This is a genomic window from Paenibacillus sp. GP183, assembly GCF_900104695.1.
Classification (GTDB): Bacteria; Bacillota; Bacilli; order Paenibacillales; family NBRC-103111; genus Paenibacillus_AI.
Window position 1 is genome coordinate 4,776,700 of record NZ_FNSW01000001.1, and the last position, 14,470, is coordinate 4,791,169.

The window sequence follows — 14,470 nt, forward strand, 5'->3', positions numbered from 1 at the left end:
GAATGAAGGGCGGTGAATAGGATTGAGCCTGCGGTTTAAACTGTTTGCCGCTTTTTTTACGCTAGTTATCACACCCCTGTTTTTACTGGGGATAGCTGCTGATTTCTTTGTATCGGGTATCATTGAACAGAAATATTCGAGGCAGGCTGAAATAACACTGCGAGCGCTCAGTCAAAGTGTTGACTTCCTGTTTCTTGAGATGAACAAGGTGACGGACAGCTCCATAGCGAGTAAAGCTCTACAAGATGTGATGAACAGGCAAGGAACGGATGCCAGTAATCTGACGAGTATTAATTACCTGGAATTGAACGAAATCCAAAGGAATTTTCGCGACCTGCTGGTTAATTTCCCGACTCTCGGTTACGCGCTGGCGTATACGCTGAATGATGAGCGGATCTTACGGATCTATGCAAAAGATAATTTTACAGCCATGCCCTTTGACGAGTTTAAAAAGCAGCCGCTCTATCAAACCGTGATAGAACGGCAGGGTTTCCCGGTCTGGGTGGGTCCTAATGAATTCCCGAAGTTAACGGGAAATGAGCCGGTGTTTACCCAAGTTCGCGTCGTGAAAGACATCAATACCCTGGATGATAAAGGCATTTTGCTTGTGCAGATCCGGAATTCCGCCGTGGACGGAATCTTCCGGTATTTCAGTTTCAAGCAGGAAAAATACAACACTCGTTTTTTTATCGTAAACGATAACGGTCTCATCCTATTTGACAGCTCCGATCTAAGCCTTGGTCGTAATTTGCAAGATCAAATAAAAGGTAAAGTTCAATTCAACGCTGACTATCAAACCTATAGGAAAGTTTTTGCGGGAGAGGACAGTGTCATATCCGGGATACCGCTGGGGACTGAAAAATGGCATTTGATCTCCGTCACTTCATGGAGTTCGTTATCCAAAGAAACTTTGCTTTACGGGAAATGGGTAGCAGGGATAATTGGTCTATGTCTGCTTCTTGCTTCCGTATTCATTTTTGTTTTTGTTAACCGGATTGCACGCAAAATTAATCGTATTGTTCGTTTTATGCGGCGGGTGGAAAACGGCGAATTGGATCTTCGTGTGGAAGAAACCGGAGCAGATGAGCTCTTTCTGCTGTCCAAAGGGTTTAACAGCTTGATCTCCCGTGTACAAGAATTACTCCGCCGGGTCAAAAGGGAGCAGGAACAGAAAAATCGGTCAGAAATCCGGCTGCTGCAAGCCCAAATTAAACCTCATTTTATTTTCAATACTTTGGAATCCATCAATGCGCTCGCCGTCCAAAATGAGGGAAAGAAGGTCAGCCAAATGGTGCTGCGCCTTGCCAACATTTTGCGGATCAGCTTTAAGGGGGCCGAGGAAGTCCAGCTTCGCCAAGAGATTGAGCATCTCAGGAGCTACATGGAAATCCAACAATATCGGTTCGGTGAAGTATTCGAATATGAAATTGAGATACCCGAGGAGCTCTTGGATTGCGCTGTCCAGAAGCTGACGCTTCAACCGCTGGTGGAGAACTGCATCCAGTACGCTTTCGACGGCTTGAACCGGAAGGGGAAAATCACAATTCGGGCGGAAGATGAGAATAATCGGCTTTTGTTGACCGTGCAGGATAATGGGAAAGGCATTCCGAACGATGTGCTTTTCCGGTTCCAATACATGGTGAGCGATGAAGGATTCGCTGAAGGGTCGGAAGACAACGACCGAAACCTGGAAAGGCGCGGACTCGGCGTGCGAAGTGTGGCGGACCGCATTCGCATCCAATATGGACGCGAATATGGATTGATTATTTGTTCCGAGGAGCTGCAAGGTACAATCATCAGATGCATTTTACCTAAATACGAACCGGGTGAACGCTATGAAACTAAAAGCAATGCTGGTTGACGATGAACTGCCGATCCTGAACAACCTGAACCGTGTGCTTCCCTGGGATAATATGGATATTGAAGTAGTGAAGCTGGCTCGTAATGGGTCGGAAGCGATGGAGGGAGTCCGATTGCATCGCCCCGACATCATCCTCTGCGATATCCGCATGCCTATTATGGACGGGATGACCTTTCTTGCGGAAGTCCGGAAGATTGATTCGGTTTGCGAAATTCTGATGCTCACCGGTTATCAGGAATTCGAATATGCACGAACCGCGATTCAGTTTGGAGTTAGAGACTATATTTTGAAACCGATTGATTACGATAAATTGGAGAAAACCGTCCGTAAAATTGCAGATTCCCTGCTTGCCGAGCGAGCAATGCGAATGAAGAAAGATTCTCAATGGGACAAAGCGGCTCACCTGGCTAATGATAAAATTTTGTATGATGTGTTGATGGGGCTTTCCGCAGCCGATGAGCATCACTTGCTTCCTTTTGACGATCAGGATGCGGACGATTTAATTTTCACTTTTTTACTTGTCGATATCGAAGGATACAGCCAGCACTCATTGCACTGGACGGACAAGGAACGGAAGCTTTGGAATTTTGCGGTGGGAAATGTATTGAGGGAGGCGCTTTTGCAGTTTCAGTTGAAATATTCTGCACTGCAGATCCGTGAAGGTGAGTGGTGCGTCCTGATTGAACATCATCACAGCGATGCTTCCGATGCCTCCCTTTCGGCTCAAGTCTGGCTGCAAACACTGCAAAATGCGGTAAGCGACAATGTGAAGCTCAGCGTCAATGTCGGGGTTTATCCAGGAACGGTTTCATTTGACGGTCTAGCCGGTGCGTACAAAAACATGCAAAGAATCATGCTGCAGCATGCCGGGAGCAACCGGATTTTTTCTGTGACCGAAGAGAATCTCGAGAATCAGGAAGCGAATCGGTCCCTTTGGAACATAATGGAGGAGATCATGTCCGGTCTCAGACAGCTTGAGCGAACCAAAATGGATAAGGCTCTGCAAAATTTACGATTCTATTTAGCGGCAGACGACGTACAGTTTCCAATAAAATCGGAGTCTTTCATGAGCTATCTTCTCATCCAACTGCTTCGGGAAATGCGGGAAATGGACATCGTCACGTCAAAGTTAGAAGAATCAGTGTGGAAAAAGCTGCAGTACAGCATGAGTATGAAAGATGTGATGGAAACCATCGTTCATCTTACCGATCATGCGCTGGAAACGGCTTTAAGCAAGAAAACAAGCGAGCTCCTCATGATCTCGGCCAAGGAATACATTCACCGTTGTCTGTCAAGCGATATCGGGGTGGAGGAAGTTGCCGATCATCTCGGCATCAGCAACAGTTATTTCAGCTTGCTGTTCAAAGCTTATTTCGGTGAAACCTTCGTTGAATATGTGACGAAGCAGCGGATGGAGCAAGCGAAATCGATGCTGCGGGCAAGCGACAAGAGCATAGCGAAAATTTGCTCGCTTGTCGGATTTGCGCAGCGGCGTTATTTTACAAAAGTATTCCAAAAATATACGGGGATGACGCCTTCCGAATATCGGGAAATCAAGGGAGGCAGCGGAGGCGAAACAGGATGATTGAAGTTGGTTTGCTCTCACTTGAGGAGAAGGTCGGGCAAATGTTCATGTGCGGGTTTGACGGCAAGGTGCCGATGGCCGAGATCATTACAATGATCGAAAAGCACAGGATCGGAGGTATCATTTACTTCAGGCGCAATGTGCAGGATACCAAACAATTGTCGCGGATGTCTCTTGAACTGCAGCAAATAAACGCAGTGCACAGCGCGGTTCCCCTCTTTCTCGCAATCGACCAGGAGGGAGGGATGGTTTCGCGAATCGATCGCGAAGTGACCCTTATTCCCGGGGCCATGGCACTCGGCGCTACAAGGAACAAGGATGCTGCCTGGAAGACGGCCGCGATAAGCGGGAGAGAGCTTCGGGGGATGGGCATCAATATGAATTTTGCGCCGAGTGTGGATGTAAACAACAATCCACAGAATCCGGTCATCGGCGTCCGTTCTTATGGCGCAGATCCGATACTGGTTGGGGAGATGGGCGCTGCCGCAGTCCGCGGTTATCAGGAAGCCGGAGTAGCGGCGACTGCCAAGCATTTCCCCGGCCATGGGGACACGGACGTCGATTCGCATCTCGGAGTGCCGATCGTAAGACACGAAACCGAGCGCCTCGAGCGGATCGAACTATCCCCGTTCATTCGAGTGATTGAAGCGGGTGTGGATGCGATCATGACGGCTCACATCATCTTTCCCGCATTTGGGGAGGAAAAGCGCCCTGCCACATTATCTCCGAACATTCTTATGGGCTTGCTGCGCGGCAGGCTTGGCTTCAGTGGTGTCATTGTCACAGATTGTCTGGAGATGCATGCGATCTCCAAGGAATATGGCATCCCGCAAGCAGCTGTGATGGCCATCGAGGCAGGTGCTGACCTGGTGCTTGTCAGTCATACATACGAAGAACAACAGGCTGCAGTTGTCGCAGTCATGGAAGCTGTTCGTTCGGGCAGAATTCCGGAATCCCGCATTGACGAATCAGTCGAACGAATTTTGGCGCTGAAAAAAAAGCGGAATATGGAGGGTTTTATAGGCGGCATGGGAGAGGCCTTTGGGTTAGCCCAGGATTGGGACCTCGTACGTGAAGTGAGCGAACAGAGCATAACTTTGGTAAAAGACGAAGGTGGTCTCCCGCTGGATCCCGATGAACCAACACTCATTGTTTGGGCGGAGCCTCGAGAAGCGTCAGAGGTCGTAGAGATCATTCACCAGGAGGAGGCGTTAGAATCGGCTTTGTCTCCTTTTCTCAAAAAAGTGGAAGAAATCCGGATAGGCCTAAAACCCATGGAAGATGAAATTGTTTTAGTGCTGGGAAGAGGCAGCCAATTTAAGCAAATTGTCGTGGCTACTCACAATCCGGTTTCGCGGCTGGATCAAGGACAGATCCAATTAGTCAAAAAATTGGCTAGTCTTACTGGTATTAGGCTCGTCGTTGCAGCAACTCGAAACCCATATGACCTGAATGAGTTTCCGGAGGTCAAAACCTATTTGTGCACGTACGAGAATCGTCCAATGGCCATACAATCATTAGCGCGTGTTCTTATGGGCAAGACACGTCCACAGGGGAAACTGCCGGTTACTTTGTCGGAAACATACGGGTTCGGCTGGGGAATGACCACATTTCATAGCGCCGAGCGCTCTCAAAAGTAAAAACCCAAACTAAAAAAGCCTTGTCCGCAAGGCTTTTTCTGTGTTCAAATTTAATTTCGTGTCAATTGTATCTGGCATACCCTATTTATTACCCCTGTATGGATAAAAAGAACCAGCATCAAGACAAAGCCCGCAGCTTCCGATAGGTCATGGGGGTGATGGCGGCAATATTTTTAAAAGTCCGGTCAAAATGTCCGATGCTGTCAAAACCGACGGCCTCCGCAATGTCGATAATTTTGTGATCCGTTTCTTTGAGCAGACGCTGTGCTTCCTTAATTCGGGTGAGGTTAACGTATTCGATCAGGGTGAAGCCTGTAACGGCTTTAAAAGTGCGGCTCAAATAATAAGGGCTGATGAAAAAGGTATCCGAAAGCCCCGTTAAACTGAGATGGCTGTGATATTGCTCGTTAATATATTTGACGATATCGGTAATTTTGGTGTGCAGCGGATTTGCAGGCACCGTATCCTCTGTAACACTTCGATCCATATGGCGGGCCGCAAACAAAAGCAGCTCGATGAGCAGCAGACGAATATAGCGTTCATAGCCGACATCCTGCTTGACCAGCTCTTTGGACAGCTTGTTCAGTATCGACTCCACGAAGGCCTGTTCAGGAGGATTAAGGCGAAGCAAATGGCAATTCTGCTCAAAAATCCGGAACAAGACTGGATCGTAAAGCGGATGATCGGAACCCAGAAAGAAGTCGCTGAAATTGATGACGATGCGCTCATGGCCCAGCTTGCCCAGATCGGTGGATTGGTGAAGATCGTGCTTGTTGATGAATATGAGGTCACCGCCGTAGATTCGATAGGTTTTGTCCTTGATAAAATAGGTTCTTTGCCCCGAGAGCAAATAGTAAATTTCATAAGTGCTGTGATAATGATTCATCCGTTCAAAAGCTTTGGTGCGGTGCACATGCTGAAAATAAAACTCTCCTTCTTCATCTCCAAAAGTCAGTGAATTGGCTTCCCTTACTCTTTCCTTTTCCATTTGCATGCTGCAATCCCCCCCAAACAAGTTCGAAAGTTATAGCAAGATAAGTTAATATTAACATGATTATAGCAAAAAAAGCGAAGATCATTCGCTTATATTGCGCTATACTGGAGGGGATGGAATAGCTGGCTCAGCAAAAACCTTGAAGGCGGTGTGCGAATATGAGAAAGTTTATGGATGAAAATTTTTTGCTGATGAATGATACGGCAGTTGACCTGTACAACCATTATGCCAAAGAGATGCCGATCATTGATTATCATTGCCATCTGGATCCGCGGGAAATTTACGAGAACAAACGCTACAGCAATATAACCGAGGTTTGGTTATACGGAGATCACTATAAATGGCGGGCGATGCGCGCAAACGGAGTAGAAGAGAAGCTCGTTACCGGCGGGGAAGGCGTTACGGACTACGATCGTTTTATGGCTTGGGCGAAAACAGTGCCGGATACATTAGGCAATCCGTTGTACCATTGGTCGCATTTGGAGCTGCAGCGGATTTTTGGGATCCACGATATCATCAATGGCGATAATGCTCCTCATATTTGGGAAAAAGCTAACAAACAGCTCACCGGGGACGGCTTTTCTGTAAGGGATCTCATTCGTAAATCGAATGTGGAAGTGGTTTGTACGACTGATGATCCGGCGGATTCGTTGGAATACCATATCAAGCTTAAAGAAATCGAAGATTTGGGCTTCCAGGTGCTGCCGGCCTTCAGACCGGACAAGTTTCTTGAAATCAATCGCAGCACCTACCTGCCATGGATCAAGAAATTAGAGGATGCATCCCAAAAGAAGATCGCCGCGTATGACCATTTATTGGATGCGTTGAAATCGCGGGTGGAGTTCTTCCATAGTGTGGGCGGCCGTGTATCCGATCATGCTCTGGACTATGTTCCTTATGAGGATGCAACGCTTGAGCAGGCTTCAGCGATTTTTACAAAAGCGCTCCGTGGTGAATCGGTGAGTTTGCTGGAAGAACAGCAATATAAAACTTATACGCTGATATTTTTGGGCAAGCTGTATGCGGAGCATGGTTGGGCGATGCAGTTTCATATGAATGCATATCGTAACACAAGCACTCGAATGTTTCATGAGCTTGGACCCGATACCGGTTATGACAGCATGAATGACTCTTCCGTTGCGGGCCCGCTGGTTAAGCTTTTGGATGCTTTGGAGCGGGAAAAGGCGCTTCCCAGAACGATTTTATATTCGCTCAATGCCAAGGACAATGACGTGATTGGTGCAATGATTGGAAGCTTTCAGGGCGACGGGATTCCCGGCAAAATTCAACTCGGTGCAGCTTGGTGGTACAACGATACAAAATCGGGCATGCTGGATCAGATGAATACACTGGCCAACATGGGGCTGCTCAGCCGTTTTGTCGGCATGCTGACGGATTCTCGCAGCTTTCTCTCCTATACCAGGCATGAATATTTCCGTCGTATTCTCTGCAATATGTTCAGCGAGTGGGTGGAGCAAGGGGAAGCTCCGAACGACATGGAGTGGCTGGGCGGAATTGTTCAAAACATTTGCTATAAGAATGCGAAGGCATATTTCCGATTCTAGCTATCGCACTCTATTTTGTCTTTTTGGCAAAGTAGAGGGCGATCTTAGTCTTTTCAGGGTAAGGGAGAGAATCCCGAGGGTTAATTTAATAAGGTTAAACTCAGGTTTAATGACTCTAAAGTCATTATTTTTCCCAATTCTTGGGGGCAGTGCGCAACAGTGAACCAAATGTACTTATTCGGAAAGTTTGGTTCATTAATAATGAGCTTTAGATCACTATAACTAGTCACATTAAGATTATGCTGAAAAATAATGAGGCCAGGCTTATTGTTTGTGAGTTTATCCTCATTAACCCTAAACAGCCGATCCAACTGTCGTGGCTTTCTCGAGCAGACCGGGCCGTCAGGATGATCTTCCCTGACGGTTCTTTCTATTGGGCTCGATTCCGCTTTGAGCAGCCAACTGCTGCACGACTTTATCCACCTTTAGAATATGCTGCATCATCTTGTCGGCTGCGAGCCTTTCATCTTGGGCTTCAATCGCTTGATAGATGTCGCGATGCTCCTGAAGCAGCAGCTCAGCTGATGCGCGCTCGGCAAAGAACCAAAGGCGTCGGGACGACTTCATGCTTGCTTGCAGACGTTCCGTCAACGATTCCATCATTCCGTTCAGAAGAGTATTATGAGAGGCTTTGGCAATCTGCAGATGGAAGCGAATGTCCGCTTGTTCGCTTTCCTCTTCATTGCCCAAAGCTGCTCCCATCTGGCCAAGAATTTGCTTTAAATCGGCAAGATCCTCTGGAGATCGCCGCTCAGCGGCCAGAGAGGCGCAGCCGACTTCAATAAATTTACGAACCTCCTGCACTTCCTGCAAGGAGTCTGTTTGCTCAAAGAGTCCGCCGCTGACATCGAATTCCTCTTCCACGGGTAATTTCTTACTGACGAAGGTTCCGCCGCCGTGGCGAATATCGACCCATCCCATGGCCTTCAGAGCACTCAGCGCTTCACGAACGGTTGAGCGACCAACTTCAAAGCTGGCTGACAATTCAACCACAGTAGGCAGCTTGGTACCAGACGTATAGGCACCGGACACAATTTGCTGTTTAATCTGCTCCAAAACGATTTCAGAGCTCTTTTGAGGCCGCACCTGCTGAAATCCCATGAAAATTCCTCCATTGGTATCTATACATGTATACAATCATAAGCTAAAATAGATGAAAAGTCATCAGATCACATGATGAATAACATGTGAAATCAATCATTTTCATGAGGAGGACCCTATGATTGAAAGTCAGGCCAAACAAATGCTTCGAGATATAGTGGGAGAGTCTTATTTTAAAGATGATATGGAATCGCTGGTGACCCATTCTTATGACGGAACGCCCATGCTTCAATCGCTGCCTGATGGAGTGATTTACCCTAAGGATACTGCGCAAGTATCGGAAATCATGAAGGTGTTAAGCCAGTATCGGATTCCGCTCGTCAGCAGAGGTTCTGGCACCAATCTTTGCGGCGGCACGGTTCCCGTTCAAGGCGGGATTGTGATGGTCATGCACCGGATGAATGCCATCCTTGATGTCGACCTGCAGAATCTGACGGCAACGGTACAACCGGGCATCATTACCAAAAAGTTCATTGAGCATATTGAAAGTCTCGGCCTTTTTTATCCCCCTGATCCTAGCAGTATGGGGATTTCGACGATCGGCGGCAATATCGCCGAATGCTCTGGAGGGTTGCGCGGGCTGAAATACGGGACAACCAAGGATTATGTGATCGGATTGGAATGTGTCCTAGCTTCCGGAGAAATTTTGCGCACTGGCGGCAAACTAATGAAGGATGTAGCCGGCTATGATTTGACGAAGCTGCTGGTCGGCTCAGAAGGCACCTTGGCGGTGATTACGGAAGCTACGCTTAAGCTCATACCGCCGCCCAAGTATAAGAAAACCATGCTGGCCATGTATAAGGATATTTACGGGGCCGCTCGGGCTGTGTCCAAAATTATTGAGAACCGCATCATCCCGGCCACTCTGGAATTCCTGGATAATCCCACGATTCGTGTGGTTGATGACTTTGCCAAGCTGGGGCTTCCACTCGATATGGCTGCTGTTCTCTTAATCGAGCAGGACGGTGATATGGAAACCGTGGAGCGGGATATCTCGCTCATCTCGCAGATTTGTCTGGAGGAGCAGGCCGCACAAATCAGCATCGCCACAAATGCCGAGGAAGCTTTGAAGCTGCTGACTGCACGGAGAAGTGCTTTTACAGCGCTCGCCAGGCTGCGGCCGACAACGATTCTGGAGGACGCGACTGTGCCGCGATCGAAAATCGCCGATATGGTGCTGGAAATCAATCGGATTGCAGAGAAGCATCGAGTCCAGATCTGCACCTTCGGCCATGCAGGCGACGGCAATCTTCATCCGACAGCGACCACTGATGCGAGAAATCCGGAAGAAATCCACCGGGTGGAGGCGGCGTTCGAGGAAATATTCGAGGTTGCTATTCGCCTTGGAGGAACCATTACCGGCGAGCATGGCGTTGGACTGGTGAAAGCGCCATACCTGGAGTGGAAAGTGGGCAGCGCAGGGATTTCCATCATGAAAGGCATCAAACAAGCCTTCGATCCGCTGGGCCTTTTAAATCCTGGGAAAATGTTCGCCAAAGAATCCAGACGAAGGGTGGTGATCGATCGTGTCTAGCTCTTCAACAGGCTTATTACAGCAAACCTTAAAAGCGAAGCTGGATTACGAGCAGTTGACGAATTGCATGCGCTGCGGTTTTTGTCTTCCTGCATGCCCAACCTTCAAGGAAACGGGTGTAGAAGCGGAGTCGCCAAGAGGTCGAATCGCTTTGATGAAAGCAACCGTGGATGGCCTTATGGAACCGAATCTTCGTTTCGAAGACCAAATGAACCATTGCTTGGGCTGCAGAGCGTGTGAACCCATCTGCCCGGCGGATGTGAAATACGGCCAATTGATTGAACAGGCTCGTGACGCAATCGAGACGCATACCCAGCATCATCGTTGGTGGGTGCGAGGTGTTCGGAAGTTCGTGTTCAAACAGCTTTTTCCCTATCAAAATCGCATGCGTCTGCTTGGAAGCGGCCTCCATTTTTATAAGAAGACAGGCCTTCAATCTTTAGTCCAGAAGACGGGAATTGTCGGGTCATTTTCCAAACATCTGGAGTCCATGGAAAAAATATTGCCAGATGCGTCGGGTAAAGGAATTGTGGAGAGATTGGGCAGCCGAATTCCGGCCAAAGGAGACAAAATTGCAACGGTTGGCATGTTCCGAGGCTGTTTAATGGATGTGATGTTCACAGAAACGAACATCAAAACCGTGTCGCTGCTCTCCGAAGCCGGGTTCGAGGTCGTGATTCCGGATACGCAGAATTGCTGCGGAGCACTGCATGCCCACAGCGGAGAAAGCGCTCAAGCCAATGCGCTTGCCAAGCGTAATATTCGCGCTTTTCAGGAAGCTGGCGTGGATTACATTGTGTCCAATGCGGGCGGCTGCGGCGCGATTCTGGTTGAATATGACCACCTGCTGCAGGATGAGCCGGAATGGAAGGAATCAGCAGCTTGGTTTGCTGCACGGGTAAAGGACATCAGCGCCATTTTGGTCGAACAAGGACGGCCGCTTCAATTCGCAGAAGCCGTGGATCATGATGCTCATTCACGTATTACGTATCAAGATTCCTGTCACTTGCGCAATGTCATGCACGGTGGAAACCAGTCCAGGCAGCTTTTAAAGTCAGTATCAAACGTACAATTTATTGAAATGCAGGATGCAGGTTCATGCTGCGGCTCGGCAGGCATTTATAATATCACCCAACCCGAAATGGCGAACCGGATTCTTGAGAACAAGATGGATCACGCCAACGCTACGGGTGCCCATTATCTGGTTACAAGCAACCCGGGCTGCTTGCTGCAAATGAAACTGGGTATCGACAAGCACGGGCAGCAAGGCAGGATGGAAGCCGTCCATATTGCCGACTTTTTATATGATCGATTTATAAAAGCATCCCGATAAATCATAACCATTTTTCATCTCAAAAAGCTGTCCATGTTGTGCTGGATGGCTTAGTTATCAGCGTTTCAGCGGAAGGAATGGAAACTGTATTTATTGAAGTAAAATGAGCCATAAAACAGTTGAAAGGAGACTTGTTAGATGAATATAAATGAACTGTGGCCCGTCATTCAGCAAAAAGTGGATGGGATGCTGGAGCAAATCGGTGATAAATCTCCACATGTTGCTGTGGAAGGCTGCTATGATGATGCTCGAAAGGATTGGTGGACATCCGGCTTTTGGCCGGGAATCCTGTGGATCATGCACGACATGACCAAAGATGACACCTATAAGCTGCGAGCTTGGGATTGGGATGCAAGGATAGAACAATGCTTTATGCAGGACAACAATTTTCATCATGATGTAGGATTTCAATTTCTTCCTACAGCTGTAATCAAATTTAAGCTGACTGGAGACAAGGATGCCCGAAGAAGAGGCCTGCAGGCTGCGAGCTTTCTTGCCGGTCGATTTAATCCGGCGGGAAGTTTCCTGCGCGCATGGAATCAAGACAAGCATGGTTGGGCGATCATCGATTCATGTATGAATTTGCCTTTGCTGTTATGGGCGGCAGAAGAAAGCGGAGATCCACGTTTACGCTATATAGCATGCGATCATGCGGATACCGTGCTGCAGCATTTTATCCGGGCTGACGGTTCGGTAAGACATATCGTGAGCTTCGATCCTGCCACGGGTGAGTTCATCGAAGCTATTGGCGGTCAAGGTCACTCGGCAAGCTCATCCTGGAGCCGGGGACAGGCTTGGGCTTTACATGGCTTAGCCAATGTATATCGTTATACCGGTGAACTTCGGTATTTGCATGCTGCAAAACGGGTGGCTCACTACTTCATCGCTTGTACATCTGCTGACCCTATACCCTTATGGGATTTTCGCACCGAAGATCCGGCTGCTCAGCCTAAGGATACTTCGGCCGCTGCTTGTGCCGCTTCCGGCTTGCTGGAAATCGCTGCTCTTGTTTCAGAAGAAGAAGCAGATATGTACAGGTTTCATGCCAACCGAATACTGACCGCTCTTGCAGAACGCTATGCTGTGTTCGATCAAACAAAAGAACAAATCCTCATCGAAGGTACGGGTCATAAACCGGCTAACCAAAATGTGAATGTCGGTTTGATCTATGGAGATTACTTCTTTGTGGAAGCGATAGCTAAATGCAATCAATGGAAACAGCGGATATTTTAGTTGAGCAGAAAGTATAAGATTTTCTAAACTTATCTTGCTTCGCATCAACCTAGACAAACGCGCTCGTCATTAAGGACGGCGTAGCCGTTTATCCTTGGATGATAAGATAAAGCACATCTATACAATTGAATATGGGTAAAGGGGGAGGTATAGTAAGGATATACCAAATTTAAGGAGATACTTATGAGCTCACCCGAAGCTAAAGCAGCACGTCCATCCTTGACGGAAGGACCGATAGCCAAAACACTCTTTATGTTTTCATTGCCCATCTTGTTCGGGAATGTGCTTCAGTCATTAAACGGCTCGATTAATACGATTTGGGTCGGGAAGTTTCTCGGGGAACAGGCACTTGCCGCAACGTCGAATGCCAATATCATTATGTTCCTGCTCATCAGTGCCATATTTGGTATAGCCATGGCTGCAGTTATTCTAATCGGACAAAATCTCGGAGCTCAAAGGGTAGAGGATGCCAAGAAAGTCGTCGGAACCAGCGCTACTTTTTTCCTGGTTTTGTCTTTACTCGTCGGCTGTATCGGGGTCATTTTTTCTCGGACCATTCTGGGTTGGATGAACACACCTCCCGATGTGCTGCCATATGCCATATCGTACACCCGCATTATTTTCGCGGGAGTCCCGTTTATTTTTGGCTTTAACCTGGTAATGGCTGTGCTCAGGGGATCGGGTGATGCCAAAACGCCGTTCTATTTTCTGCTGTTATCTGCGGTCTTGGACATTGGGCTTAATCCTCTCTTGATTCTGGGGGTAGGCCCGTTCCCCAAAATGGGAATATCGGGTTCGGCCCTGGCTACATTCATTGCTCAATTCATTAGCTTGCTGCTCCTGATCGGGTACATATACCGCAAAAAGTATTTCCTGCGCATTACCAAAGAAGATACCCATATGCTTCGCATGAAGTGGAGCATTATCCGTACTCTTTTTCAAAAAGGCCTGCCCATGGGACTCAATATGATTGTGGTTTCCCTTAGCAATTTAATCCTGATTCATTTGGTGAACGGGTATGGCTCCGAAGCATCGGCAGCTTTTGGTGTCTCGATACAAATAGCCAGTTATGTCCAGATGCCGGCCTTGGCCATAGGAGGGGCTGTAACCTCCATGGTGGCGCAAAATGTCGGTGCGGGAAAATGGGACCGAATCCATCGCATTACCTGGACCGGTGTGTCTTTTAATATGGTATTAACCGGAAGCCTAGTCGCTTTATTGCTGTTGTTTAACAGGGAAACCGTAGGCCTCTTCCTTCCAAGTGGAGGAAAAGCAATTGAACTCGGAATGCATATCAATAACCTTTGCCTGTGGTCCTATATTCTATTTGGCATCTTTAATGTGGTGGCAGGGGTGGTAAGAGCATCAGGATCTGTCGTAATTCCACTTGTCGTTACAACAGTTGCATTATTGTTTGTTCGCAACCCGCTTGCCTACTATTTTGGTTATCAATATGGGTTTGATAACATTTGGTGGAGCTTTTCGATTGGTTTCTCGATCGCTGTCATTCTGAATGTTTTATATTACCTATTCGGCAACTGGAAGAAATCCCGAATGATCGCAAATGGACCCATTGCTAAAGATTGATTCACATTCTAAATTAACAATAAAATTCATAGGAATT

General features: G+C 47.7%; 10 protein-coding genes. 8 read left to right on the plus strand and 2 right to left on the minus strand.

Translation table 11 applies throughout. The features are described 5' to 3' along the window. Nucleotides 1-22 precede the first annotated feature (22 nt). The 3 genes from BLV33_RS23705 to nagZ are packed head-to-tail and all read left to right on the plus strand — an operon-like array spanning nt 23 to nt 5,086. The gene (locus BLV33_RS23705) at nt 23-1,861 is read left to right on the plus strand and encodes a cache domain-containing sensor histidine kinase (RefSeq protein WP_090797679.1); all 1,839 of its coding nucleotides are present in this window, start codon (nt 23-25) and stop codon (nt 1,859-1,861) included. Beyond that, a complete protein-coding gene (locus BLV33_RS23710) occupies nt 1,836-3,446 on the plus strand; it encodes a response regulator (protein ID WP_090797681.1) in 1,611 nt (536 codons plus the stop codon). Before BLV33_RS23705 ends, BLV33_RS23710 begins: the two co-directional genes overlap by 26 nt. Continuing rightward, nucleotides 3,443-5,086 (plus strand): beta-N-acetylhexosaminidase, encoded by a 1,644-nt coding sequence (gene nagZ / locus BLV33_RS23715; RefSeq protein ID WP_090797683.1) that lies wholly within the window; start codon nt 3,443-3,445, stop codon nt 5,084-5,086. The genes BLV33_RS23710 and nagZ overlap by 4 nt, the downstream gene beginning before the upstream one ends. Nucleotides 5,087-5,204: 118 nt before the next feature. Here the strand turns inward: nagZ and BLV33_RS23720 are convergent, their stop codons facing one another. Further along, nucleotides 5,205-6,080, minus strand: coding sequence for a helix-turn-helix transcriptional regulator (locus tag BLV33_RS23720; protein WP_253187148.1), 876 nt, complete (start codon nt 6,078-6,080; stop codon nt 5,205-5,207). 158 nt (nt 6,081-6,238) lie between these two features. Between BLV33_RS23720 and uxaC the strand changes: the two genes are divergently transcribed. Continuing rightward, a complete protein-coding gene (uxaC, locus tag BLV33_RS23725) occupies nt 6,239-7,645 on the plus strand; it encodes a glucuronate isomerase (RefSeq protein WP_090797685.1) in 1,407 nt (468 codons plus the stop codon). 342 nt (nt 7,646-7,987) lie between these two features. Here the strand turns inward: uxaC and BLV33_RS23730 are convergent, their stop codons facing one another. Beyond that, on the minus strand, nt 7,988-8,746 hold the full coding sequence (locus tag BLV33_RS23730; RefSeq protein ID WP_090797686.1) for a FadR/GntR family transcriptional regulator: 759 nt from the start codon (nt 8,744-8,746) through the stop codon (nt 7,988-7,990). Nucleotides 8,747-8,864: 118 nt separating this feature from the next. Between BLV33_RS23730 and BLV33_RS23735 the strand changes: the two genes are divergently transcribed. From BLV33_RS23735 to BLV33_RS23750, 4 genes are all read left to right on the plus strand, one after another. Next, the gene (locus BLV33_RS23735) at nt 8,865-10,280 is read left to right on the plus strand and encodes an FAD-linked oxidase C-terminal domain-containing protein (RefSeq protein ID WP_090797688.1); all 1,416 of its coding nucleotides are present in this window, start codon (nt 8,865-8,867) and stop codon (nt 10,278-10,280) included. After that, nucleotides 10,273-11,613, plus strand: a complete 1,341-nt coding sequence (locus tag BLV33_RS23740; protein ID WP_366414833.1) for a (Fe-S)-binding protein — start codon at nt 10,273-10,275, stop codon at nt 11,611-11,613. Before BLV33_RS23735 ends, BLV33_RS23740 begins: the two co-directional genes overlap by 8 nt. Before the next feature lie 138 nt (nt 11,614-11,751). Continuing rightward, the gene (locus BLV33_RS23745) at nt 11,752-12,846 is read left to right on the plus strand and encodes a glycoside hydrolase family 88 protein (RefSeq protein WP_090797690.1); all 1,095 of its coding nucleotides are present in this window, start codon (nt 11,752-11,754) and stop codon (nt 12,844-12,846) included. 183 nt (nt 12,847-13,029) lie between these two features. Continuing rightward, nucleotides 13,030-14,433 carry an MATE family efflux transporter gene (locus BLV33_RS23750; RefSeq protein WP_090797692.1) on the plus strand — a complete coding sequence of 468 codons (1,404 nt, stop codon included), beginning with the start codon at nt 13,030-13,032 and terminating at the stop codon, nt 14,431-14,433. Nucleotides 14,434-14,470 lie beyond the last annotated feature (37 nt).